The organism is Kitasatospora sp. NPDC094015, assembly GCF_040304075.1.
Taxonomy (GTDB): domain Bacteria; phylum Actinomycetota; class Actinomycetes; order Streptomycetales; family Streptomycetaceae; genus Kitasatospora.
Window position 1 is genome coordinate 176,478 of sequence record NZ_JBEOUL010000009.1, and the last position, 22,305, is coordinate 198,782.

Annotated in this window: 19 protein-coding genes; 8 read left to right on the forward strand and 11 right to left on the reverse strand. The window is 75.1% G+C overall.

Annotated features, from left to right (window positions below; genetic code table 11):
• Positions 1-143: 143 nt before the first annotated feature.
• Complete coding sequence (locus tag ABT014_RS14600; RefSeq protein WP_350639078.1) at positions 144-1,520, reverse strand: cation:dicarboxylate symporter family transporter; 1,377 nt, start codon at positions 1,518-1,520, stop codon at positions 144-146.
• Positions 1,521-1,742: 222 nt separating this feature from the next.
• Here ABT014_RS14600 and ABT014_RS14605 point away from each other — a divergent pair, with 222 nt between their 5' ends.
• From ABT014_RS14605 to ABT014_RS14630, 6 genes are all read left to right on the forward strand, one after another.
• Positions 1,743-3,464 (forward strand): sensor histidine kinase, encoded by a 1,722-nt coding sequence (locus ABT014_RS14605; protein ID WP_350639079.1) that lies wholly within the window; start codon positions 1,743-1,745, stop codon positions 3,462-3,464.
• The gene (locus tag ABT014_RS14610; RefSeq protein WP_350639080.1) at positions 3,461-4,156 is read left to right on the forward strand and encodes a response regulator; all 696 of its coding nucleotides are present in this window, start codon (positions 3,461-3,463) and stop codon (positions 4,154-4,156) included. The genes ABT014_RS14605 and ABT014_RS14610 overlap by 4 nt, the downstream gene beginning before the upstream one ends.
• 112 nt (positions 4,157-4,268) lie before the next feature.
• Positions 4,269-6,113, forward strand: a complete 1,845-nt coding sequence (locus ABT014_RS14615) for an MFS transporter (protein WP_350639081.1) — start codon at positions 4,269-4,271, stop codon at positions 6,111-6,113.
• Between the two features lie 16 nt (positions 6,114-6,129).
• Positions 6,130-6,597 carry a MarR family winged helix-turn-helix transcriptional regulator gene (locus ABT014_RS14620; protein ID WP_350639082.1) on the forward strand — a complete coding sequence of 156 codons (468 nt, stop codon included), beginning with the start codon at positions 6,130-6,132 and terminating at the stop codon, positions 6,595-6,597.
• Between the two features lie 178 nt (positions 6,598-6,775).
• A complete protein-coding gene (locus tag ABT014_RS14625) occupies positions 6,776-6,979 on the forward strand; it encodes a ferredoxin (protein WP_350639083.1) in 204 nt (67 codons plus the stop codon).
• Positions 6,980-7,026: 47 nt separating this feature from the next.
• Entirely contained in the window at positions 7,027-8,283 is a 1,257-nt protein-coding gene (locus ABT014_RS14630; protein WP_350639084.1) for a cytochrome P450, read from the forward strand.
• A gap of 274 nt (positions 8,284-8,557) precedes the next feature.
• Here the strand turns inward: ABT014_RS14630 and ABT014_RS14635 are convergent, their stop codons facing one another.
• From ABT014_RS14635 to ABT014_RS14645, 3 genes are read right to left on the reverse strand one after another with little or no spacing between them, the layout of a single operon-like run.
• Complete coding sequence (locus tag ABT014_RS14635; protein WP_350639085.1) at positions 8,558-9,586, reverse strand: NAD(P)/FAD-dependent oxidoreductase; 1,029 nt, start codon at positions 9,584-9,586, stop codon at positions 8,558-8,560.
• Positions 9,583-10,113, reverse strand: a complete 531-nt coding sequence (locus tag ABT014_RS14640; RefSeq protein WP_350639086.1) for an isoprenylcysteine carboxyl methyltransferase family protein — start codon at positions 10,111-10,113, stop codon at positions 9,583-9,585. The genes ABT014_RS14635 and ABT014_RS14640 overlap by 4 nt, the downstream gene beginning before the upstream one ends.
• A 7-nt stretch (positions 10,114-10,120) precedes the next feature.
• Positions 10,121-11,188, reverse strand: a complete 1,068-nt coding sequence (locus tag ABT014_RS14645) for a type III polyketide synthase (protein WP_350639087.1) — start codon at positions 11,186-11,188, stop codon at positions 10,121-10,123.
• A gap of 100 nt (positions 11,189-11,288) precedes the next feature.
• Between ABT014_RS14645 and ABT014_RS14650 the strand changes: the two genes are divergently transcribed.
• Positions 11,289-12,218 (forward strand): UbiA family prenyltransferase, encoded by a 930-nt coding sequence (locus ABT014_RS14650; protein WP_350639088.1) that lies wholly within the window; start codon positions 11,289-11,291, stop codon positions 12,216-12,218.
• A gap of 64 nt (positions 12,219-12,282) precedes the next feature.
• Here ABT014_RS14650 and ABT014_RS14655 read toward each other — a convergent pair whose 3' ends face one another.
• From ABT014_RS14655 to ABT014_RS14670, 4 genes are all read right to left on the reverse strand, one after another.
• Positions 12,283-12,942 carry a fasciclin domain-containing protein gene (locus ABT014_RS14655; protein WP_350639089.1) on the reverse strand — a complete coding sequence of 220 codons (660 nt, stop codon included), beginning with the start codon at positions 12,940-12,942 and terminating at the stop codon, positions 12,283-12,285.
• Between the two features lie 118 nt (positions 12,943-13,060).
• Complete coding sequence (locus ABT014_RS14660) at positions 13,061-14,653, reverse strand: molybdopterin-dependent oxidoreductase (protein WP_502894972.1); 1,593 nt, start codon at positions 14,651-14,653, stop codon at positions 13,061-13,063.
• Between the two features lie 141 nt (positions 14,654-14,794).
• Entirely contained in the window at positions 14,795-16,288 is a 1,494-nt protein-coding gene (locus ABT014_RS14665; protein ID WP_350639090.1) for an SDR family oxidoreductase, read from the reverse strand.
• A 194-nt stretch (positions 16,289-16,482) separates the two neighbouring features.
• Entirely contained in the window at positions 16,483-16,809 is a 327-nt protein-coding gene (locus tag ABT014_RS14670) for a rhodanese-like domain-containing protein (protein WP_350639091.1), read from the reverse strand.
• A 76-nt stretch (positions 16,810-16,885) separates the two neighbouring features.
• On the opposite strand from ABT014_RS14670, the gene ABT014_RS14675 reads away from it, so the two are divergent.
• Positions 16,886-17,461 (forward strand): TetR/AcrR family transcriptional regulator, encoded by a 576-nt coding sequence (locus ABT014_RS14675; RefSeq protein WP_350639092.1) that lies wholly within the window; start codon positions 16,886-16,888, stop codon positions 17,459-17,461.
• A gap of 27 nt (positions 17,462-17,488) precedes the next feature.
• Here ABT014_RS14675 and ABT014_RS14680 read toward each other — a convergent pair whose 3' ends face one another.
• The 3 genes from ABT014_RS14680 to meaB all read right to left on the reverse strand — a co-directional run bounded on the left by ABT014_RS14680 (position 17,489) and on the right by meaB (position 22,297).
• Complete coding sequence (locus ABT014_RS14680; protein ID WP_350639093.1) at positions 17,489-19,480, reverse strand: hypothetical protein; 1,992 nt, start codon at positions 19,478-19,480, stop codon at positions 17,489-17,491.
• A gap of 117 nt (positions 19,481-19,597) precedes the next feature.
• A complete protein-coding gene (locus ABT014_RS14685) occupies positions 19,598-21,172 on the reverse strand; it encodes an alpha-amylase family glycosyl hydrolase (RefSeq protein WP_350639094.1) in 1,575 nt (524 codons plus the stop codon).
• A gap of 108 nt (positions 21,173-21,280) precedes the next feature.
• On the reverse strand, positions 21,281-22,297 hold the full coding sequence (gene meaB, locus ABT014_RS14690) for a methylmalonyl Co-A mutase-associated GTPase MeaB (protein ID WP_350639095.1): 1,017 nt from the start codon (positions 22,295-22,297) through the stop codon (positions 21,281-21,283).
• Between the last annotated feature and the right edge of the window lie 8 nt (positions 22,298-22,305).

Below are 22,305 nucleotides of genomic sequence, written 5' to 3' on the forward strand. Positions count from 1 at the left end.
CAGGGGGAGCGGCCTGGCGGCCCGGGAAAGAGGTCCGGCGGCCCGGGGGGAGCGGGCCGCCGGACCGGATCCGGGGTGGCAGGACAGGCGGAAAGGGGTAGGGCCCCAGCGGTGCGGTCGGGCGGTGCGGTCGGGCGGCGCCGTCAGGCCGGGGCCTTCTCCAGACCGGGCGCGTCCTGCTGGGCGGGTAGCTCGGCGGCGTGGTCGGTGTCCACCAGGGTCGTCTCGTCGAACGGGAGCCGGCCGGCCAGCACCTCGCGCAGCCGGTCGTGGTCCAGCTCCCCGGTCCAGTGGCCGATCAGTACGGTGGCCACCGCGTTGCCGGCGAAGTTGGTGAGCGCGCGGGCCTCCGACATGAAGCGGTCGATGCCGACGATCAGCCCGACGCCGTCCACGAGTTCGGGCCGGTGCGACTGCAGACCGCCGGCCAGGGTGGCCAGTCCGGCGCCGGTGACGCCGGCCGCGCCCTTGCTGGCGATCACCATGAAGACCAGCAGGGAGAGCTGCTGGCCGAGCGACATCGGCTTGTCCAGCGCCTCGGAGATGAAGATCGACGCCATCGTGAGGTAGATCGCGGTGCCGTCGAGGTTGAAGCTGTAGCCGGTCGGGACGGTGATGCCGACCACCGGGCGGCTCACGCCGACGTGCTCCATCTTGGCGATCAGCCTGGGCAGCGCGCTCTCCGAGGAGGAGGTGGAGAGGATCAGCAGGAACTCCCGGCCCAGGTAGCGCAGCAGGGCGAACACGTTCACCCCGGCGACCAGGCGCAGCAGCAGTCCGAGCACCACCACGACGAAGATCGCGCAGGTGGTGTAGAAGCCGATCATGATCATCGCGAGGCTCTTCAGGGCGGCCGTGCCGGTCGCCCCGACCACCGCGGCCATCGCGCCGAACGCGCCGACCGGGGCCAGCCACATGATCATCGACATGATCCGGAACACCAGTCGCTGGAGGTGCTCGATCCCGCGCAGCACCGGTGCGCCGACGCTCCCCATCGCCTGCAGGGCGAAGCCGGCGAGCAGGGCGACCAGCAGGGTCTGCAGCACCTTGCCCTCGGTGAGCGCCGAGAAGACGGTGGTCGGGATGATCCCGAGCAGGAAGTCCGCCGTCCCGGTGGCGCCGGCCGTGGCGGCCTGGGCGTGGCCGGACTTGGCGAGCGCAGCGGTGAGGTGCAGTCCGGAGCCGGGGTCGATCAGGTTGCCGACCAGCAGGCCGATGCCGAGCGCCGCCGTCGACATCACCAAGAAGTAGCCGAGGGCGAGCCCGCCGACCCGGCCGACCTTGGCGGCCTTGGTCACCGAGCCGACGCCGAGCACGATGGTGCAGAAGATCACCGGGCTGATCATCATCTTGATCAGATTGACGAAGCCCGTGCCGACCGGCTTCAGCTCGACCGCGAAACCGGGGGCGAGCAGCCCGACCGCGATGCCGCCGAGGACGGCCGCGATCACCGCCAGGTAGAGGAAGTGGGTGCGGTCGGACCGTCTGGTCCGGGCCTCTGCGGTGGTCGTCGTCGTCATCCTGCGGCTCCTTTGCCCTGATGTCCTGGAGGTCGTGCGGGGGCACGGGCGGGGGCGGTGCCCCGGGGTGGGGGTGGCGGCACCGGGCCCGGGCGGGTGGTGCACCGGGCCGACCGGCCGATCCGACTATGGGGGCCGGCGTGACGGCGGTCACGTTTGCGTTCATAGAGTTCACGCCGCCGCCCCCCTTGCCCCGCCCGCCGGTCAGGGCAGACTGTCCGCATGACCCCGCACCCGAGCCGCCCCGCGCGCCGCAGGCTGCGCAGCCTGGCCGGTCAGCTGTTCGCGGTGCAGATCGTGATCGTGACGGCCGTGGTGGCCGGCGGCGCGGTGCTGGCCTACCTCTTCACGGCCGACCGGGCGGAGAGCGCCGCGCTGCGCCAGGTCCGCGCGGCTGCCGTCGCCGTCGCCGATTCGCCGACCGTACGGGCGGCGGCCGTCGGGCCGGACCCCACCGCGGTACTCCAGCCGTACGCCGAACAGGTCCGGCAGGACACCGGCGTGGATTTCGTCACCGTGATGGACACCCACGGCATCCGCTGGGCGCACCGCGACCCGGCCCAGATCGGCAAGCCCTTCCTCGGCCACATCGACCAGGCGCTCGCCGGGCACGTCTTCCCGGAGACCTACACCGGCACGCTGGGGCCCTCGGTCCGGGTGGTCGCGCCGGTCCTCGACGACCAGCGGCGGGTGGTGGCGCTGGTCAGTGCGGGCATCACGGTCGAGGCGATCAGCGACCAGCTGCGCGGGCCGATCCTCGCGCTGACCGCGGTCGCCGTCGGCGCCCTGGCCTTCGGCGGACTCGGCACCTACCTGGTCGGCGCCCGACTGCGCCGACACACCCACGGCATGGGCGCCGCCGAACTCAGCCACCTCTACGACTACCACCAGGCCACCCTGCACTCGGTGCGCGAGGGGCTGGTACTGCTGGACGGCGCGCACCGGGTGCTGCTCTGCAACGACGCCGCCCGTGAACTGCTCGGCCTGCCGGGCGGGTCGGAGGGCGCCGCGGTGGACGCCCTGGGGCTGCCGGACTCGCTGGTCGGGGCCCTGCTGGCCCCCACGCCGGTGCGGGACGAGGTCCACCTCACCGCCGACCGGGTGGTCCTGCTCAACACCTCGGCGATCGGCCCCGGCCTGGGGACCGTGGTGACCCTCCGCGACCACACCGAACTCCAGGGGCTCACCGGCGAGTTGGACTCGGTGCGGGGCTTCGCCGAGGCGCTCGGCGCGCAGGCCCACGAGGCCGCCAACCGGCTGCACGCGGTGGTCTCGCTGATCGAACTCGGCCGCCACCGCGAGGCGGTGGAGTTCGCCACCGCGGAACTCGCGCTGGCCCAGCAGCTCACCGACCGGGTGGTGGCGGCGGTCGGCGAACCGGTGCTGGCCGCGTTGCTCCTCGGCAAGGCGGCCCAGGCCGCCGAGCGCGGGGTCGAGTTGGTGCTCACCGAGGACAGTCGGATCGACGACGGCGTGCTGCCCGTCGAGCTCGCACCGCGCGACCTGGTCACCCTGCTCGGCAACCTGATCGACAACGCCGTGGACGCCGCGATCGAGAACGCGGCCCGCCACCCGGGCCCGCCCGAGGTCACCGTCACCGCGCGCGCCGACGGCACGGAACTGCTGCTGCGGGTCGCGGACACCGGCGCGGGCATCGACCCGCAGGCCGCCGAGGAGGTCTTCCGGCGCGGCTGGACCACCAAGCAGCACGGCCGCGGCCTCGGTCTCGCCCTGGTCGCCCAGGCCGCCCGTCGCAACGGCGGCACCGTCGAACTCGGCCGCGAGCGCGGCGCGGTGCTCACCGTGCGGCTGCCGCTGCGCCGCCCGCCGGCGCCCGCGCGGGCGGTACCGGCGCAGCCCGTACCCGGGCGGGCCGTGGCCGCACAGGCCGTACCCGGGCGGGCCGGGTTCGGGGGTTCCCGGGGCGTGGAGGTGGCCGGGTGATCTCGGTGCTGGTGGTCGAGGACGACCCGGTGGCGGCCGCCGCCCACTCGCTGTACGTGGAGCGCACGCCCGGCTTCCGGGTCGCGGGCACCGCGTACACCTGCGCCGAGGCGCTGCGCCGGCTGGAGCGGGCGCGGGCCGGGGGCAGCCCGGTCGACCTGATCCTGCTCGACCTCTACCTCCCGGACGGCCACGGCCTGCGGCTGTGCCGCACCCTGCGGGCGGCCGGCCACGGCAGCGACATCATCGCGGTCACCTCGGCCCGCGATCTGACGATGGTCCGCCAGGCGGTGTCCGCCGGGGTGGTGCAGTACCTGCTCAAGCCGTTCGGCGCCGCGGCCCTGACCGACCGGCTGGACGGCTACGCCCGCTACCGGCGGACCCTCGGCCGCACCGGCGAGGCCACCGGCCAGGACGAGGTCGACCAGGCGCTGGCGCTGCTGCGCACCCCCGAGCCGGCCGCGCTGCCCAAGGGCCTGAGCGCGCCCACCCTGGAGACGGTGGCGGGGGTGCTCCGGGAGGCGTCGGCCGGGCTGTCCGCCGCAGCGGCCGGCGCGGCGGCGGGCGTCTCCCGGATCACCGCGCGCCGCTACCTGGAGCACCTGGTGGACGCCGGGCTGGCCGTTCGCGAACCGCAGTACGGCCAGGTGGGCCGCCCGGAGCTCTGCTACCGCTGGCGGGCCGAGGGCTGAGCCCATCCGGTCAGGGCGCGGTCCCGTGCTCCGCGATGCGAGACGGCCCTTGCGGGGCCGGACCTTCCCGGCAGATAGTTAGCTAAGAACAACTAACTACTTGGAGGTCGGCATGGGCGCGGTGGCGCAGGAGCATCCGCGGTACAAGTGGGTGGCGCTGTCGAACACCACGCTCGGGACGCTGGTGGCGACGATCAACAGCTCGATCGTGCTGATCTCGCTCCCGGCGATCTTCAACGGCATCGGTCTCGACCCGCTGGAGCCCGGCAACGTCAGCTACCTGCTCTGGATGCTGATGGGCTACATGCTGGTCACCGCCGTGCTGGTGGTCACGCTCGGCCGGCTCGGCGACATCTACGGCCGGGTGCGGATCTACAACGCCGGATTCCTGATCTTCACCCTGACCTCGGTGGCGCTCTCGCTCGACCCGCTCTCCGGCGGGGGCGGCGCGCTCTGGCTGATCGCCTGGCGGGTGGCCCAGGCGGTCGGCGGATCGATGCTGATGGCCAACTCCGCGGCGATCATCACGGACGCCTTCCCGGCCCGTCAGCGCGGGATGGCGCTCGGGGTCAACATCGTGGCCGCGATCGCCGGTTCGTTCATCGGTCTGGTGCTCGGCGGCGTGCTCGCCGAGTGGAACTGGCGCTCGATCTTCTGGGTCAACGTCCCGATCGGCCTGCTCGGCACCCTGTGGGCGTACCGCTCGCTGCGCGACACCGGCCTGCGCCGGCCGGCCAGGATCGACTGGTGGGGCAACCTCACCTTCGCCGTCGGGCTGACCGCCCTGCTGGCCGGCATCACCTACGGCATCCAGCCGTACGGCGGGCACACCATGGGCTGGACCAACCCCTGGGTGCTGGCCGGCCTGATCGGCGGCACGGCCGTGCTGGCGCTGTTCTGCCTGATCGAGCGGCGGGTGGCGGAACCGATGTTCCCGCTGCGGCTGTTCCGCGACCCGACCTTCACCAGCGGCAACGCCGCGACCCTGCTGGGCTCGATCGCCCGCGGCGGGCTGCAGTTCATGCTGATCATCTGGCTCCAGGGCATCTGGCTGCCGCTGCACGGCTACCAGTACGAGTCCACCCCGCTCTGGGCCGGCATCTACATGATCCCGCTGACCATCGGCTTCCTGGTCGCCGGCCCGGTGGCCGGGCACCTCTCCGACAAGTACGGCGCCCGGCTGTTCGCGGCCGGCGGGCTGGCGGTGATGGCGGTCTCGTTCGGCGGGCTGCTGCTCCTGCCGACCGACTTCGACTACGGCTGGTTCGCGTTCCTGATCTTCCTCAACGGTCTGGGCGGCGGCCTGTTCGCGGCGCCCAACACCTCGCTGATCATGTCCAGCGTGCCGGCCGACGCCCGGGGCGCCGCCTCCGGCATGCGGGCCACCTTCCAGAACGCCGGCATGGTGCTCTCCATCGGCGTGTTCTTCTCGCTGATGGTCGCGGGCCTGGCCGGATCGCTCCCGCAGGGCCTGAACAGCGGGCTGACCGCCCAGGGGGTGCCGGCCCCGGCCGCCCATTCGATCGCCTCGCTGCCGCCGGTCGGCACGCTGTTCGCCGCCTTCCTCGGCTACAACCCGGTCCGCGAACTGCTCGGACCCGACCTGCTCGCCCAGCTGCCGCCCGGCAACGCCCAGACCCTGACCGGCCGGGAGTTCTTCCCGCAGCTGATCGCCGGACCGTTCCACGACGGGCTGGTCGTGGTGTTCTGGTTCGCCATCGCGCTCTCGCTGCTGGGCGCGCTCGCCTCGCTGGTGCGGGACCGTAGGGCGGCAGCGCCGGTGGCCGCCGTCGGGCCGGCCGCCCCGGGCACCACCGGTACGCCTGCCGCAGGTACGTCTGCCACCGGTACGTCGGCCGCCGGTACCGCTGCGGCCGAGGCTCCCGGTGCGCCCGGTACGGTGAAGGCTCCCAGCGACCCGGCGCAGGCGGCGCCGGAGAGCAGCACGCGACCCTGAGGAGTACGTCCGGCCCATGGCGAACGACCCGACCGTGCCCGCGGCCGACCTGGCGCGGCTGCGCCTGGCGGTGTCGCGCCTGCACCGCCAGATGGTGCAGGCCTCCAGCCGGCTCGACCTCACCTTCGCCCAACTGTCGGCGCTGGCCCGGATCGAGGCGCACGCCCCGATCCGGCTGGTGGACCTGGCGGCCCGGGAGCGGGTCGCCCCGCCGTCCATGATCCGCACCCTGGCGCCGCTGCACGCCGATGGCCTGATCGCCAAGGAGCCCGACCCGCAGGACCGGCGCTCGGCCCTGATCACGGTGACCGCGCACGGCCGCGAGACCATCGCCCGGATCCGGCTGGAACGCTCCCAGCTGCTCGCCGAACGGATCGGTCAGCTGACCGCCGAGCAGCAGGACGCGCTGCTCGCGGCCCTGCCGGTCCTGGAACTGCTCGCCGAGGAACCCCCGGGCGGCAGCGCTCCCGGTCCCGTGAACTGACGCCGCCCCGACCCGCCCGTCGGCGCTTTCGCGAGCGCCCCGACCCGTCGTCAGGGTCGGCGCTTTCCGGCCAACTCGTGTCGCTGCGCGCACGGACCTTCGTATGCGGACCTGGCTGAGTTACGGTGAATTAGTTGCCTTGCGAAACCGATTCACCCCACCGGACCGAGGTGCCCCCATGCAGGTGACCATCGATCAGGACCGCTGCTGCGGATCCGGCCAGTGCGTACTGACCGTCCCCGCCGTGTTCGACCAGGGCGAGGACGACGGGCTCGTCCAGCTGCTCCAGGAGCGCCCCGGGCCGGAACTCGCCGCCGACGTCAAACTGGCGGCCGCGCTCTGCCCCGGCGGTGCCATCACCGCGCACGGCGAACCCGGCTGATCCCGGCCCGGCCGGACTCCACCCACGTCTGGAAGGAGCACAGCCGCATGACCACCGACACCCCCATCGCCCGACCGGGCGCCGACCCCGATCCCGCCGGCGCCGCCGCGACCTGCCCGGTCTCGCACGTCACCGTGCCCGCCGCGCACGGGAGTTGCCCGTTCGACCCGCCGCCCGCCTACCGGGAGGCGCACGAGGCGAGCCCGATCACCAGGATCGCGCTCTGGGACGGCGCCCCGTGCTGGCTGCTCACCGGCTACCGGCACTCCCGGGCCGTCCTCGCCGACAACCGGTTCAGCGCCGATGCCCGGCTGCCCGGCTTCCCGTTCCTCACGCCCGGCCGCCGCGAACTGGTGAGCCGCACCACCCCGACCTTCCTCCGGCTGGACGATCCCGAGCACTCCCGGCAACGCCGCATGCTCACCGGGGACTTCATCATCAAGCGGGTGGAGGCGCTGCGCCCGCAGATCCAGCAGATCGTCGACGAGGCGCTGGATCGCATGATCGCCAAGGGTGGTCCGGCCGACCTGGTGCAGGAGTTCGCCCTCCCGGTGCCGTCGCTGGTGATCTGCCTGCTGCTCGGAGTGCCCTACGAGGACCACGCCTTCTTCCAGGAGCACAGCCGCACCCTGCTGGACATCACGGCCGAGACCGACCGGGTCGAAGCCTCCCAGCGGGCGCTGACCGACTACCTGGGCGACCTCGCCGACCGCAAGCTGCGCGAACCCGACGACGGCGTGATCAGCCGCCTGGTCGCCCGCGGCGAGCTCAGCCGGGCGGAGGCCGCGTCGATGGGGCTGCTGCTGCTCATCGCCGGCCACGAGACCACCGCCAACATGACGGCGCTCGGCACGCTCGCCCTGCTGGAGAACCCGGCCCAGGCCGAACGCCTGCGGGAGCAGCCGGAGTTGATGCGGGGCGCGGTCGAGGAGCTGCTGCGGTACCTGACCATCGTCCACCTCGGGGTCCCGCGGGTGGCGCTGGAGGACGTCGAGCTGGACGGCACGCTGATCCGGGCGGGCGAGGGCGTGCTGTGCATGCTGTCGACGGCGAACCGGGACTCCGAGCAGTTCGAGGACGGCGATGCCCTGGACGTCACCCGGGACGCCCGGCGGCACCTCGCCTTCGGCTTCGGGATCCACCAGTGCCTGGGGCAGCCGCTGGCCCGCGCCGAGTTGCAGATCGCGTTGGCCACCCTGCTGCGGCGGCTGCCCGGCCTGCGGTTGGCCGTGCCGTTCGAGCAGGTGGAGCGGCGGACCGAGTCGGTGGTCCACGGCCTGCGGGCGCTGCCGGTGGAGTGGTGACGTCGGCGGAGCGGTAAGGCTTGGGGGAGGAGTGAACGTTCGCGCCGACGTGAATGGTTGCGGCGGTGCGAACGTTTGCATGAGGGCGAACGCCCACGCTGGCGTGAACGCTCGCACGGGCGCCGACATTCACGGCAACGTGAACGCTCGCGCCGCCGCAAACGGTCGCACGGCGGTCAGCGATCGCGCCCCCGTGAACGTTCACGCATCCGTGAATGCTCGCCCAACCATGAACGCCCGCCCCGCGCCCCCCGCCCAGCCCCGCCCCGCCCCCTCAAGCCAGCAGATTGACCCCCGCCCGGAACACCCCCGGCAGCCCCACCGCAACCGGGACGATCCGCGGCGCCAGCAGCGGCTGCCGGCGTGCCCACAACAGGGTGCCCGTCAGTAGCCGGTAGCTGCGCGAGGCCCGCCGCCAGGCCCGTTCGTACTGCTCCGGCCGCCCCGCGACCACGCACCGCACCAGCGCCTCCGCCGACGCCAGTGCCACCGAGACGCCCTCCCCGGTGAGCGCGTCCAGGTAGCCCGCCGCGTCGCCCACCAGCAGCACCCGCCCCCGTACCCGCGCCCGCGCCCCCTGCCGCAGCGGTCCGGCGCCCCGGACGGCGGTGCAGGCCACGGCGCCCGCCAGCCGCGCCGCCAGTGCCGGGAACCGCGCCAGCTGCTCCTCGAACGGCGCCCGGTCGCAGGTCAGCACCGCGATCCCGACCAGACCGTCCCCGAGCGGGGTCACGTACGCCTCCGCCCGCGCCGACCAGTACACCTCGACCAGGTCGCTCCACGGTTCGACCGCGTAGTGCCGGCGCAGCCCGTACCGGGCCAGGGTGGCCGGATCGGGTGGGCGGTGCAGGCCGAGTGCGTGGCGGGTCGGCGAGTGCAGGCCGTCCGCCGCGACCAGGTGGCGGCAGGTCAGCCCGGCGGCCGTCACGGTGAAGCGGTCCTGCCGGAACTCCCGGATCCGGACCGGGAGCACCCGCACCCCGAGTTCCTCGGCCCGCCGGGCGAGTGCCGCGTGCAGGACGGTCCGCCGCACCCCGAGCCCGGGGCCGGTGCGGAACTCGGCGGTGGCGGCGGCCCCACCGCGGGCGTCCAGGTAGCGGATCCCGCGGAACGGCCGACCCGGCACGCTCACCCCGAGTTCGTCGAGCGCCCGGACGGCCGAGGGCATCAGTCCCTCCCCGCAGGCCTTGTCCACCGGCGCCGGCCGGGGCTCCGCCACCACCGCCTCCAGCCCCGCCCGGGTGGCCCGGATCGCGGTCGCCAGCCCGGCCGGCCCGCCGCCGGCCACCAGCAGGTCGATCACGCCGCCACCACCCGGCCGCCGGCGCCGCCGGTCAGCGCGAGTTCCTCGCAGCGGATCCGCACCCGCAGCAGCACCAGGTTCAGCAGGGTGAAGCTCAGCGCGGTGGTCCAGGCGCTGTGCACCAGCGGCAGCGCGAACCCCTCCACCACCACGGCCAGGTAGTTGGGATGGTTCAGCCACCGGTAGGGCCCGGTGGTGACCAGCGGCAGCCCGGGGACCACGATCACCCGGGTGTTCCACCGGGTACCGAGCGTGCCGATGCACCACCAGCGCAGTCCCTGGGCGGCGAGCGCCAGCGCCAGCATCGGCCACCCGAGGGCGGGCAGGAACGGCCGGTCGGCGAGCGCCGGTTCGAGCAGGCAGCCGAACAGCAGCGCGGTGTGCAGCAGCACCATCGGCGGGTAGTGGCCGCGCCCGTACTCGGTGCCGCCGAGCGTGCGGCTGAGGGCGGCGTTGCGGCGGGCGACCAGCAGTTCGGCCAGCCGCTCGAGCGCGACCAGCAGGATCAGGACGGTGTATCCGGTCATGGGGCGACTACCAGCGCAGGAGGACGAGTTCGGAGGCGAAGCCGGGACCGAGCGCGAGCACCAGCCCGTACGAGCCGGGCGGCGGCGGGCGCAGCGCGAGGGTGTCGCGCAGGATGTGCAGCACCGAGGCGGAGGACAGGTTGCCGACCGCGGCCAGCGAGCGCCGGCTCAACTCCAGGGCGGACGGCGGGAGATCGAGCGTTCCGGCGATCGCGTCCAGCACCTTCGGGCCGCCGGGGTGGCAGATCCAGGCCGCGATGTCGGCGGGCTTGAGGTCGTGCGCGGCGAGGAAGCCCTCGACCTCCTCGCCCACGTGCAGGCCGACCAGCGACGGCAGTTCGCCGCCGAGGACGATCCGGAAGCCGCTGTCGCCGATGTCCCAGCCCAGCTGGTGCTCGGTGCCGGGGTAGAGCCGGCTGCGGGCGGCCACCACCTGCGGGCCGGTGGCCGTGCGGTGGGCGGGGTGCTCGGGCCCGACCGCGATCAGCGCCCCGGCGCCGTCGCCGAACAGCGCACCGGCCACCAGGTTGGCGGGGGAGCCGTCCGAGCGCTGGAGGGTGAGCGAGCACAGTTCGGTGGAGAGCAGTAGCGCCGCCCCGGCGGGGCGACCGGTCAGGAAGTCGTCCAGCCGGGCGAGTCCGGCGGCGCCCGCCGCGCAGCCCAGGCCGAACACGGGCAGCCGCCGCACGTCCGGCCGCAGTCCCAACCGCCCGGCCAGCCGGGCCTCCAGGGAGGGGGCGGCGATCCCGGTGACCGAGGTGGAGATCACCAGGTCGATGGCGTCGGCGGCCAGTCCGGAGCCGGCCAGTGCGGCGGTCACCGCCTGCTCGCCGAGGTCCAGCGCGGCGGCGATGAAGATGTCGTTGGCCTGCCCGAATCCGCTCAACTCGGCGTACTCGGACAGCGGGAGGACCAGGTGGCGGGTCTCCACCCCGGCGGAGGCGTGCACCCGGTCGAGGACCGCCCGGCTGCCGTCGGGGGGTAACCGCAGCGCGGTGGCGAGCGCGTCCGCCACCTCCGACTGCCGGTACCGGTGCGGGGGCACCACGCCCGTCACTGCCACGATTCGGTTCACCGGCCCAGCATAGGGAGGTTGTCGGACATACCCTCACCAATCGGTTGAACCGGGCGCGTCCCGCCGGCCGGTTCGGGCACGGGCTCCCTAGCATCGGACGATGTCCGACGACACCGCCCGACCCGCAACCGCCCGACCCGCAACCGCCCCACCCGCCGCCGCCCCACCCGCCGCCGCTCGACCCACAGTCACGGGGCCGACCGTCACCGGGCCGACCCGCACCGCCCTGACCCTGCTGCTCGCCTGCCACCCAGCCCCCGCCGCCGCGGTGACCGGGTTCGCGACGGCGCTGGCCGCGGCCTGCGGGCGCGGCCCGGCCGGCAGCCTGCTGGTGGGCGCCGCGGTGGCGGCCGGGCAGCTGTCGGTCGGCTGGAGCAACGACCTGATCGACCAGCGCCGTGACCGGGCCGCCGGCCGCCGGGACAAGCCGCTCGCGGCCGGGCAGTTGACCACCGGACAGGTCCGCCGCGCCGCCGGCTGGGCGCTGTCCGTGTGCGTACCGCTTTCGCTGGCGAGCGGCCCGGCCGCCGGGGCGGCGCACCTGGCAGGCGTGGCGGCCGCCTGGGCCTACAACCTGGGGCTGAAGCGGACGGTGCTGTCCTGGGCGCCGTACGCGCTGGCGTTCGGGCTGCTGCCGGCCTTCGTCACGCTCGGCCTGCCCGACGCCCGCTGGCCGCAGTCGTGGGTGACGGTGGCCGCGGCGCTGCTCGGCACCGGCGCGCACTTCGCCAACGTCCTGCCCGACCTGGACGACGATCTGGCCGCCGGGGTTCGCGGCCTGCCGCAGCGGCTCGGACGGGCCCGGGCGGGCGCCGCGGCCGCGGTGCTGCTCGGCGCCGCCTCTGCCGTCCTGGTCACCGCACCGCCCGGCCCGCCCGGTGCCGCCGGCCGGGCCGCGCTGGCGGCGACGGCGCTGCTGGTGCTGCCGGCGCTGCTGCTGCCGCGCACCCGCTGGCCGTTCCTGGCGGCGCTGGGCGTGGCGGGGATCGATCTGGTGCTGCTGCTGGCCCGCGGCGCCGCCCTGGCCTGAGGACCGGGGTCCTCCGGGGTCCAGGGTCCGGGGCGCCGCCGCGGGCCGGCAGCACGGCCGCCGGTCAGGAGGCCGGCATCAGCACGGTGTCCACGATGTAGACGGTGGCGTTGGCGGTCTGCACGTTCCCGCACAGCACCTTGGAGTTGGAGTTGACGGTGTAGGCCGAGCCGGAGCCGGCCGCCGTCAGGTCGGCGCCCTCCAGGGTCTTGTGCGTGCCGGCCAGCGAGGACGGCGCGATCCGGTCGGGGGTGACGTGGTAGGTGAGCACCTTGGTCAGCTTGTCCTTGTCGGCCAGCAGCGCCTTCAGCTGGTCGGCGGGGATCTTGGCGAAGGCGTCGTTGGTCGGCGCGAAGACGGTGACGTTCTGCGCCGAGTTGAGGGTGTCGGCGAGGCCGGCCGCGGTGACGGCGGAGACCAGGGTGGACAGCAGCGGGTTGTGCGAGGCGGCGGTGGCGACCGGGTCCTGGGCCATGCCCGCGAAGCTGCCCGAACCGTCCTTCGGCACGGCCGCGCAGGCGGAGCCGAACGGCGCGTCCATCGCGGCACCGGAGGCGGCACCGGAGGCGGAGGCGGGCGCCGCCGACGTGGCCGCTGCCGAGGAGGCCGCGCCCGAGGCGCTGTTCGAAGAGGTCCCGCTGTCGCTGCTGCACGCGGTGAGGCCGAACGCGAGCGCGCCGGCGGCCAGGAGAGCGGCGAGGGACTGGGTGCGGGTGACGGACATCTGAGGTGCTCCTTGATCGGAAGGTGTCGAAAGGTGTCGGAAGGTGTCGGAAGGTGGTGGAGACGGACGGTCCGGGCAAGGCGGTGCCGTGGCACGGACCGGGGGTTCGGAGGAAGGGTCAGGTGACGGTGACCACCGTCGAGTGCCAGCCGGTGGCTCCGGAGGGGAAGGGGGCGGCTCTGGCCTGCGGCTGGACGGCGCCGGTCGCGTCGGTGGCGCGGACCTCGATCCGGTGGGTGCCGGGCCGGGCCCCCGTCCAGTCGTAGCTCCACTGCCGCCACAGGTCGGGTCCGGCGTCGGCGGCCAGCCGGGCCTCGGCCCACGGCCCGCCGTCCACCCGGACCTCCACCGCCGCGATCCCGCGGTGGGTGGCCCAGGCCGTCCCGGCCAGCGTCACGTCCCCGGCCGGCACCTTGGCGAAGGCCGCCGGCACCTCGATCCGGGAGGCGGTGCGCACGGTGCCGGTACGGTCCCAGCCGCGCCGCACCCAGTACGGGTCGTACCGGGCGAAGGTGGTCACCTCCAGGTCGACCAGCCACTTGGTGGCCGAGGTGTAGCCGTACAGGCCGGGCACCACCGAGCGGCACGGGAAGCCGTGCTCGACCGGCAGCACCTCACCGTTCATCGCGATCGCGAGCAGGGCGCTGCGCCCGTCCAGCAGGGCCTCCAGCGGGGTGCCGATGGTCATGCCGTCCTGGGAGCGCCCGACCAGCTGGTCGGCGCCGGCCCGGACGCCGGCCTGCCGGAGCAGGTCGGGCAGCGAGACGCCGAGCCAGCGGGCGGTCGACACGTACGGGCCGCCGACCTCGCTGGAGACGCACGACAGGGTGTGGTCCAGCTCGTGCAGCGGGCGCCGCAGCAGCTCGTCGAAGCTGATCGTGACCGGGTGGTCGACCAGGCCGTGCAGCCGCAGGCTCCATCGCCGGGGGTCGATCCTCGGCACGGTCAGGGCGGTGTCGACCCGGTAGAAGTCCGGGTTGGGGGTGGTGAACGGCGCCAGGCCCGGCACGCCGGGGCGGACCGCCGCCGGGAGCGGGGCCAGCCGCTCGGTGGGCGGCGGCAGCCGGACGGCGTCCCGGGCGGCGCTCACGTCGTAGCGGCTGTCGGAGTACGTCCGACCGCCGAAGCCCGCCAGCGCCGCGAACGCGACCGTGCCGCCGGTGGCGACCAGCACCGCGCGCCGGCTCGGACCGGCCGGCTCCGGCGCGGGCACGGCGGCCGCCGCGCGCAGCAGCACGGCCAGGCGCACCATCGCGACCGCCCCCACCAGGCCCGCGACCACCGACGGCAGCGCGTCGGCCGTCGTCGAGGCGGGTCGGGACAGCGCCGCCCAGACGCCGACCGCGCCGAACGCGGCGAACACCGCCGCGCCCGCGGCCGGCCGGCGGGCCGCCAGCAGACCGGCCAGCGCGGCGAGTGCCGTCATGGTCAGGTAGATCCCGCCGAGCAGCACCGGCTTGTCGTCGGTGCCGAAGGTCCGGACGGCGTACTCCTTGAGCGGGGTCGGCGTCAGGTCGATCGCGGCGGAGCCGACGGCGATCACCGGGGCACTGTCCGGCCCGGTGAAGGCCGCCACCAGCTCGCCGGCCCCGACCGCCGCGGCGGCCGCCGCCAGCCCGGTCGCCGCGGCGCCGGCCGCGCGCAGGGCGCGTCGGCGCAGGCGGCCCGGGCGGCGGTCGGGCGCCGGCTCGGCGGTCGTCTGGTTGCTCACGCCCTGGATTCGGTGCGGCGGCCGGTCCGGATGGGTCCGGATTTTCATCTCACCCCTGCGGGTGAACGGCCTTGGCAACGTGCCTGGTTGGCGGGGTGGTGGGTCAACCGGCCGCCGCCCCGGCCGGGTTCGGTGCCCGGCTCAGGGCAGCGCGCGGGCCCGTTCGGTGATGTTCCGGGCCATCCCGCCGAAGACGAACCGGTGGAACGGGGCGACCGACCACCAGTACGCGTGCCCGGCCAGCCCGCGCGGATGGAAGAGCGCGCGCTGGCGGTAGAGGGTGCCGCCCCAGCCGTTGTCGTCGACCCGCAGTTCCAGCCAGGCCAGGCCGGGCAACCGCATCTCGGCGCGCAGCCGCAGCAGGCTGCCCGGTTCGATCTCCTCCACCCGCCAGAAGTCCAGCGAGTCGCCGACCCGCAGCCGGGACGGGTCGCGCCGCCCGCGGCGCAGCCCCACCCCGCCCACCAGCCGGTCGAGCAGCCCGCGCACCGCCCAGCCGAGCGCGAAGGAGTACCAGCCGTTCTCGCCGCCGATGCTCTCGATCACCTGCCAGACCGCCTGCGGGGCGGCGGACACCTCACGTTCCTTCAGGTCCTGGTAGAGGCTGCCGCCGGCCCAGTCCGGGTCGGTCGGCAGCGGGTCGCTGGGCGCGCCGGGCAGCGAGGCGGAGGACCAGCGGGTGGTCACGTCGGCGTCCTGGATCCGCTTGAGGGCGAGCCGGACGGCCTCGTCGAAGCCGATCAGGCCGCCGGGCGGGTCCGGTACGTAGCGCGCGATGTCGTGTTCCCGGCAGACCACCTCGTGGCGCAGCGACTCCACCAGCGGCCGGGCGATCGAGTTGGGCACGGGGGTGACCAGGCCGACCCAGAGGCTGGACAGCCGCGGGGTGAGCACCGGGACGGGGACGATCACCCGGCGCGGCAGCCCGGAGACCTCGGCGTAGCGCAGCATCATCTGCCGGTAGGTCAGCACGTCGGGGCCGCCGAGGTCGAAGGCCCGGTCGACCTCGGGCGGCAGACCGGCGGCGCCGACCAGGTAGCGCAGCACGTCCCGGACGGCGATCGGCTGGATCCTGGTGTGCACCCAGCTCGGGGTGACCATCGCGGGCAGCCGCTCGGTCAGGTGGCGCAGCATCTCGAACGAGGCGGAGCCGGACCCGATGATCACCGCGGCCCGCAGTTCGGCGGTGGGGACGCCGCTCTCCCGGAGCACCCGGCCGACCTCGGCGCGCGAGCGCAGGTGCGGGGAGAGCTCGTGCTCCGGCACGTGCGGCGGCACCAGGCCGCCCAGGTAGACGATCCGCCGGACCCCGGCCCGGGCGGCCGCCGCCCCGAAGGCCCGGGCGGCGTCGCGGTCGCGCTGCTCGAAGGTGGGGCCGGTGCCGAGCGAGTGCACCAGGTAGTAGGCCACCTCGACGCCGTCGAACACGCCGTCCAGGGTCTCCGGGCGGGTGACGTCGGCGGTGGCGGTCCCGACGGCGCCGCGCCAGGGCTGGTCGCGCAGCCGGCCGGGGTCGCGGACCAGGCAGCGCACCCGGTACCCCTCGGCCAGCAGGCCGGGCACCAGCCGGCCGCCGAGGTAGCCGGTGGCGCCGGTGACCAGGCAGAGCGGGCGCGTGGTGGGCTCGTCGGTCATCTGGCACTCCCGGTGCGGTGCAGTGCGGTGCGGGGCTCGGGCGGGAGCGCCGCGGCGGGCGCGGGTCCCTCCTCCAGCGTCCAGGAAGTGCGCCCGGGCGGCCAACGGGCGGGGGCGCCGGCCCGCCCGTCGGCGGTCCCGCGGCCCCCGCCCGTTCCGCAGCTCATGCCGCGAGGCTCAGGCCGTCGCGGGGCTCAGGCGGTCTCGACGGGCAGACCGGCCTCCACCCAGTCCTGGATTCCCTCGCGGTACTTGCGGACGTCGGTGTAGCCGAGCGCGGTGAGCCGGTCGGCGACCTGGCCGCTGTTGGGGCAGGCCGGGTTGGAGCAGTAGGTGACGATCGCGGCGTCCCGGTCCGGGAGCAGTGCGGGCGCCTGGGCGTCGACGTCGGCGCGGACCAGGGCGACGGCGCCGGGCAGGTGCTGCTGGGCGTAGTACTCGCCGCCGAGCGTGTCCAGCACGGTGACGACGCCGTCGGCGATCGCCGCGGCCAGTTCGTCCCGGGTGATGAGTGCGGTCATGGCAGTGCCTCCAAGGAATTCGGACTACAGTCCTCTTGTGACTCACGACAGTAACGGACCGCAGTCCGGTTCTGCAATGCCCTTGGAACTGCTGCGGACCCCACCGCCCAAGGAGCGTGCCGACGCGGCCCGCAACCGGATCGCCGTCCTGGAGGCGGCCGGCCGGCTCTTCGCCGAGCACGGGGTGGAGGCGGTCTCGATGGACCAGGTGGCCGCGGCCGCGGGCGTCGGCAAGGGCACGCTGTTCCGCCGGTTCGGCGACAAGGCGGGGCTGGCGGCCGCCCTGCTGGACGCCCGCGAGCGGGTGCTCCAGGAGGCCGTGCTGCACGGGCCGCCCCCGCTCGGGCCCGGCGCCCCGGCCGAGCGGCGCCTGGACGCCTTCGTCGACGCCTACGTCGACTACCTGCTGGAGCACTTGGCGCTGGTCCGGATGTCCGAGACCGCCAGCCCCGGCGCCCGCTACCGGATCGGCGCCTACCGCTTCTGGCACCGCCACCTGACGATCCTGCTGGCCGGCACCGCCGACCCCGAGTACGCCGCGCACGCCGTCCTCGCCACGCTGGCCGGCGAGCACGTCGGTGCGCTGCTGTCGGAACTCGGCCCGGAGCGGATCCGGGCCGGCGCGCGACGGCTGGCCCGCGCGGCGCTCTGACGGCCGGCGGGCCGGAGCGCCGCCGCGTTACGGCGTGGAGGCGCCGGTGGGCCGGTCCGCGAGTGGCGAGATCCGGGTGCCGTCGTCCAGTACGGCGGCCACGGTGACCGGGTCGGCGGGCGGGTTCTCCAGGGCCAGGGTGCGGTCCGGGGCGGGATGTTCCGCGTCGCCCCGCGGGCCGGTGACGGTGATCCGGGTGACCCGGCGGCTGCCGGCGGCGAGCAGGTAGTCGTGGCCGTCTGGGGAGCGCCACCTGGTCCAGCCGACGGTGTGCTGGTCGTACCGGCTGCAGCCGCGGCCCTCGGCGAGGGCGGTCCGGCGGGCCGGCTCGTCCGGCCGGGCGGCGGGGAGCAGCAGCTCGGTGGCGGCCGAGCCGGTGCCGTTCCACCGGTCGGTGCGCAGGCAGACCCAGGTGGCGGACCCGGCCTGCCGGGGCAGCGCCTGCTGGGCGAACGCCCAGGCGTTGAGGGACTTCACGCCGGGCGCCCGCTCCGGCACGGCGCAGGCGGTACGGGCCCAGGTGACCAGCGCGTCGGTGCCGGTGGCCTCGCGCGGCGAGCGGGCCTCGCCCTGCTGCGGCAGCGGGGTGTAGGTCAGATGGGCCGGCAGCAGGCCACCGAGGTCGGCGAGCAGGAAGGCGTGCTTCTCGGCGACCGTCCGGGACGAACGGAGTTGGAGCACCGCGCCGTCCAGGCAGCCTCCGCCCGCCCCTGCCGCCGCTGTCGTCCCCGCCGTTGCGACCGCCCCGCCCGCGCCGGTCGTCACCGGGACGGTCACGCCGTCGGTGCGGTCCACCGACCGTGCGGGGGAGTCGGGTTGGCGCAGCAGCCGGCTCTCCACGCTCTCCACCCACGGCGCCAGCAGGAAGCGCGTTCCGGCGCCCTCGCGGCGCAGCACCACCGCGGCGCCGGTGACCACGTCGGAGTCGTCCGCCCGGGCCAACAGCAGGCCGCCCGCCGGGCCGTCGGTGAACCGGCCGAGCCGGCCGCCGTCGTACAGCAGCACCACGGCCGCCCCGCCGACCCGCCCGGCGTACAGCAGTTGCGGCGATTCGCCGGGCGGTCCCGGCCGGGTGCCCGGCTCCAGCTGGAGGTGCCCGGTGCGCCAGGCGTCCAGGGCCCGGCCGATCAGGTCCTGGTCGCCGAGCAGGTCGCCGCGGGCGGGCCACGCCGAGAGGTCGAGCCGGGCGGTGCGCTGCCAGAGGTCGGGGGCGGCCCGCAGCGCCCGCGTCCGGTCGGGGGTGCCGGCCCGGTCGTTCGAGGCCCGGTCGTTCGAGGTGCGGGTGACCGGGGCCCGGTCGGACGAGTCCGGCAGCGGCAGCGCCCAGGTGGCGCCGGCCGCCAGGACCAGTACGCCGCAGACGGCCAGCCGGGCCGTCCGCCGGCGCCGCAGCAGATCGCCGGGGCGGACCCGGACGGTGCACGGGTCGAACCGGGCCGATCCGGTCAACTCGTCGGCGGGCAACGGTGATTCCGCGCTCAACCGGTCCGCCTGGCGGAGCGCCCCGCCGGCCTCCGGCACCCCGGCGGCGGTGAGCACCCGGGCGCACTCCTCGGGCGGCAGCTGCTCGGCCCGGCGCAGCGCGTACGCGGCCCGGCCGGCCGGGGACAGCTCGGTCAGCGCCCGGTCGACCGCCAGCTCGGCCGCGGTGCCGTCGGCGGTGAACAGCCGCAGGCCCCAGACCCGGGGCAGCAGCCGGGGGCCCGGCCGGCGGGCCGCGGCCAGCGCGCCGCGCACCACCCGCACCCGCAGTGCCGCGTAGACCGCCGCCGGGTCGCCGGTGACCGCGGCGCCGCGCGCCGGCAGTGCCCGCTGGACCACGCCGTGCGCGGTCAGCAGCCGCCGCCTGCGGTCCGGGCCGGCCGGCAGGATCAGGTACGCGATCCTGGCCAGCCGCCCGTAGTGGCGCACCAGCGCGGCCTCGGCGTCACCGAGGCCGCCCGTGGCCCGACCGCCGGCGCCCCGCCCCAGGACGCCGGTCGAGGCGGCGACGGCACGGCGGAGTATCTGACGGTCCATCGGATCGACTCCCGGTGGGGGCGGCTCGCAGGGGCAGCGCCCGGGGTGGGGCGCTGCAGATCATCCAACGAGTCGATCATGCGATGGTTGCGGCCACCGCCACTGCCACCACCGTGGTCAGAGTTCGAAGACGCCGTACGAGAATCCGTCGGCCCGCAGTCGGTCGCCGGTGAACTGCACGCCGCTGCCGAGGAGTTCGCGGGCGGGGGTCGGGACGGGCAGGGTGAGTTCGGCCGGCTCGCGGCGGGGGTTGACCACGACCAGGAAGCGGTCGGCGCGGGTGTAGGCGAGCGGGTAGCCGGTGTGCAGCACCTCCACCGCGCCCCCGGCGCCGAGTCCGGGGCGGGAGCGGCGCAGCGCGATCAGCCGGCGGACCAGGTGCAGCAGGGAGGTCTCGTCCGCGCGCTGGGTGGCGACGTCGGGGCGGTCGGCGGCGGGGTCGAGCGGGAGGTAGAGGTTGGTGGCGGTGGAGAAGCCGGCCCCGGGGCCGGCCTCCCACTGCATCGGGGTGCGCGAACCGGCCCGGTTGTAGCGCGGGCCGAGGGTGCTGCCCTCGGTGTCGGGGAGGCCCGGGACGTACCGCATGCCGATCTCGTCGCCGTAGTAGATGGCGGGCAGGGTCGGCCAGGTGAGCTGGAAGGTGAAGGCGGGCGCGAGCTGGTCGCGGGTGCGCGGGCCGCAGGCCAGCCGGGAGAAGTCGTGGTTGGAGGTGGGCAGGGAGATCCGGCCGGCGCTGCCGACGGCCCGGTCGGCGGCGCGCCAGGCGTCCAGGAAGACGGTGAAGTCGCCCTTGCCGTCGGCGTCGAAGTAGCAGGGCTCGGCCGGCCAGCCGTCCTGGTCGGTACCGGCGCCGTTCTGCCAGAGCGAGCGCAGCGGGCGGCCGTCGGTGTCGCCGCCGAACTGGAGCAGGAAGTCGGCGTGGAACCCGGCCGGCACCGACCGGGCCGGGTCGCCCCATTCGGCCAGCAGCGCCGCCTGCGGGTACCGCCGGTCCAGCCAGCCGCGCAGCTCGGTCCACAGCCGCCCCGTCTCCACCTTGCCGGGGTCGTCCTTGACCAGCGAGGAGGCCATGTCGACGCGGAAGCCGGCCACGCCCAGGCCCAGCCAGTGCGCCATGACCTCGCGCAGCGCGGCCCGGTTGGCCCGCGGGCCCTCGGCGTCCACCGGCTGGCGCCAGGGCTCGGCCGGATCGGTGCGCGCGTAGCCGAAGTTGAGCGCCGGCTGGAAGTCGAAGAAGTTCGGCAGGTACCAGCCGGGGCGGCTGCCGGGGGAGGCGACGAAGCGCTCGGCGGGGTGGTCGGCCCAGATGTACCGGTGGTCGGCCGGGTCCTCGGCGGCGGCCAGGAACCACGGGTGCTGGTCGGAGGTGTGTCCGGCGACCAGGTCGAGCAGCACCCGGATGCCGAACCGGCCTGCCTGCTCCGTGAGTTCGGCGAGCGCTTCGGCCCCGCCGTAGCGCGGCGCGACGGTCAGGTAGTCGCTCACGTCGTACCCGGCGTCGCGGAACGGCGAGGCGAAGCACGGGTTCAGCCAGATCGCGTCCACGCCCAGCCAGGCCAGGTGGTCCAGCCGGGCGGTGAGGCCGGCGAAGTCCCCGATCCCGTCACCGTCGGAGTCGGCGAAGCTCTGCGGGTAGACCTGGTACAGCACGGCGTCGGACAGCCAGGACGGGACGGTGCGGGGCGTGGTCATGGGCGCTCCTTCGGCCGGGCGGGCGGGGCACTCCCCCCAGAATGCCCCGCCCCGGGCCCGCCCGCCGGAAGTCCGCCCGAAGCGTGTCCGGCGCGCCCCGACAAGCGCCTACGAGCCCGGCGGGCCCGGCTCGGGTGGGGGCTGTCGGAAGGCTGCGAGGACGGCTTCCGCGGCCAGGGTGGCGGTCAGCGTGCCCTCGCGGACCTGTTGTTCCAGGGCGGGGGTCAGGCGGCGGACCTCGGGGTGCTCGTGCAGGGCGGAGAGCAGCTGGTCGTGGACCATCGACCAGGTCCAGTCCACCTGCTGGGCGCGCCGCTTGGCGGCCAGCAGCCCGGCGGCCTCCAGCAGTCGGCGGTGCTGCTGCAGGCGGTCCCAGAGCTCGTCGAGGCCGCTGCCGTCCCGGCCGCTGCAGGTCAGCACCGGGGTCGTCCAGACCGCGTCCGGGGCCTGCAACAGCCTTAGCGCTCCGGCGAGTTCGCGGGCCGCGGCCTTGGCGTCCCGTTCGTGCGGGCCGTCCGCCTTGTTGACCGCGACCAGGTCGGCCAGCTCCAGCACGCCCTTCTTGATGCCCTGCAGCTGGTCGCCGGTCCTGGCCAGGGTGAGCAGCAGGAAGGAGTCGACCATGTTGGCCACGGCGGTCTCCGACTGCCCGACCCCGACGGTCTCGATCAGCACCACGTCGTAGCCGGCGGCCTCCATCACCACCATCGACTCGCGGGTCGCCCGGGCCACCCCGCCCAGCGTCCCCGAGGTGGGGGAGGGCCGGACGAAGGCGTTCGGGTCGACCGCCAGGCGCTCCATCCGGGTCTTGTCGCCCAGGATGGAGCCGCCGGTGCGGCTGGAGGTGGGGTCGACGGCGAGCACCGCGACCCGGTGGCCGGCGGCGGTCAGCATGGTGCCGAAGGCCTCGATGAAGGTGGACTTGCCCACCCCCGGGACACCGGTGATGCCGATCCGCACGGCCTTGCCAGCGTGCGGCAGCAACTCGACCAGCAGCCGCTGGGCGAGCGCGCGGTGGTCCGGCCGGGTGGACTCCACCAGGGTGATGGCCCGCGCGATGTAGGCGCGCGAGCCGTCCAGCACGCCCTTGACGTAGGCGTCGAGGTCGATCGTCCGCGGCGGCATCGGCTCAG

What these genes read in the sequence shown, in the direction of transcription:
- ABT014_RS14600 (WP_350639078.1), bottom strand. Translation starts at nt 1,520, where the DNA reads ATGACGACGACGACCACCGCAGAGGCCCGGACCAGACGGTCCGACCGC.
- ABT014_RS14605 (WP_350639079.1), top strand. Translation starts at nt 1,743, where the DNA reads ATGACCCCGCACCCGAGCCGCCCCGCGCGCCGCAGGCTGCGCAGCCTG.
- ABT014_RS14615 (WP_350639081.1), top strand. Translation starts at nt 4,269, where the DNA reads ATGGGCGCGGTGGCGCAGGAGCATCCGCGGTACAAGTGGGTGGCGCTG.
- ABT014_RS14620 (WP_350639082.1), top strand. Translation starts at nt 6,130, where the DNA reads ATGGCGAACGACCCGACCGTGCCCGCGGCCGACCTGGCGCGGCTGCGC.
- ABT014_RS14625 (WP_350639083.1), top strand. Translation starts at nt 6,776, where the DNA reads ATGCAGGTGACCATCGATCAGGACCGCTGCTGCGGATCCGGCCAGTGC.
- ABT014_RS14630 (WP_350639084.1), top strand. Translation starts at nt 7,027, where the DNA reads ATGACCACCGACACCCCCATCGCCCGACCGGGCGCCGACCCCGATCCC.
- ABT014_RS14640 (WP_350639086.1), bottom strand. Translation starts at nt 10,113, where the DNA reads ATGACCGGATACACCGTCCTGATCCTGCTGGTCGCGCTCGAGCGGCTG.
- ABT014_RS14650 (WP_350639088.1), top strand. Translation starts at nt 11,289, where the DNA reads ATGTCCGACGACACCGCCCGACCCGCAACCGCCCGACCCGCAACCGCC.
- ABT014_RS14655 (WP_350639089.1), bottom strand. Translation starts at nt 12,942, where the DNA reads ATGTCCGTCACCCGCACCCAGTCCCTCGCCGCTCTCCTGGCCGCCGGC.
- ABT014_RS14665 (WP_350639090.1), bottom strand. Translation starts at nt 16,288, where the DNA reads ATGACCGACGAGCCCACCACGCGCCCGCTCTGCCTGGTCACCGGCGCC.
- ABT014_RS14670 (WP_350639091.1), bottom strand. Translation starts at nt 16,809, where the DNA reads ATGACCGCACTCATCACCCGGGACGAACTGGCCGCGGCGATCGCCGAC.
- ABT014_RS14675 (WP_350639092.1), top strand. Translation starts at nt 16,886, where the DNA reads ATGCCCTTGGAACTGCTGCGGACCCCACCGCCCAAGGAGCGTGCCGAC.
- ABT014_RS14680 (WP_350639093.1), bottom strand. Translation starts at nt 19,480, where the DNA reads ATGGACCGTCAGATACTCCGCCGTGCCGTCGCCGCCTCGACCGGCGTC.
- ABT014_RS14685 (WP_350639094.1), bottom strand. Translation starts at nt 21,172, where the DNA reads ATGACCACGCCCCGCACCGTCCCGTCCTGGCTGTCCGACGCCGTGCTG.
- meaB (WP_350639095.1), bottom strand. Translation starts at nt 22,297, where the DNA reads ATGCCGCCGCGGACGATCGACCTCGACGCCTACGTCAAGGGCGTGCTG.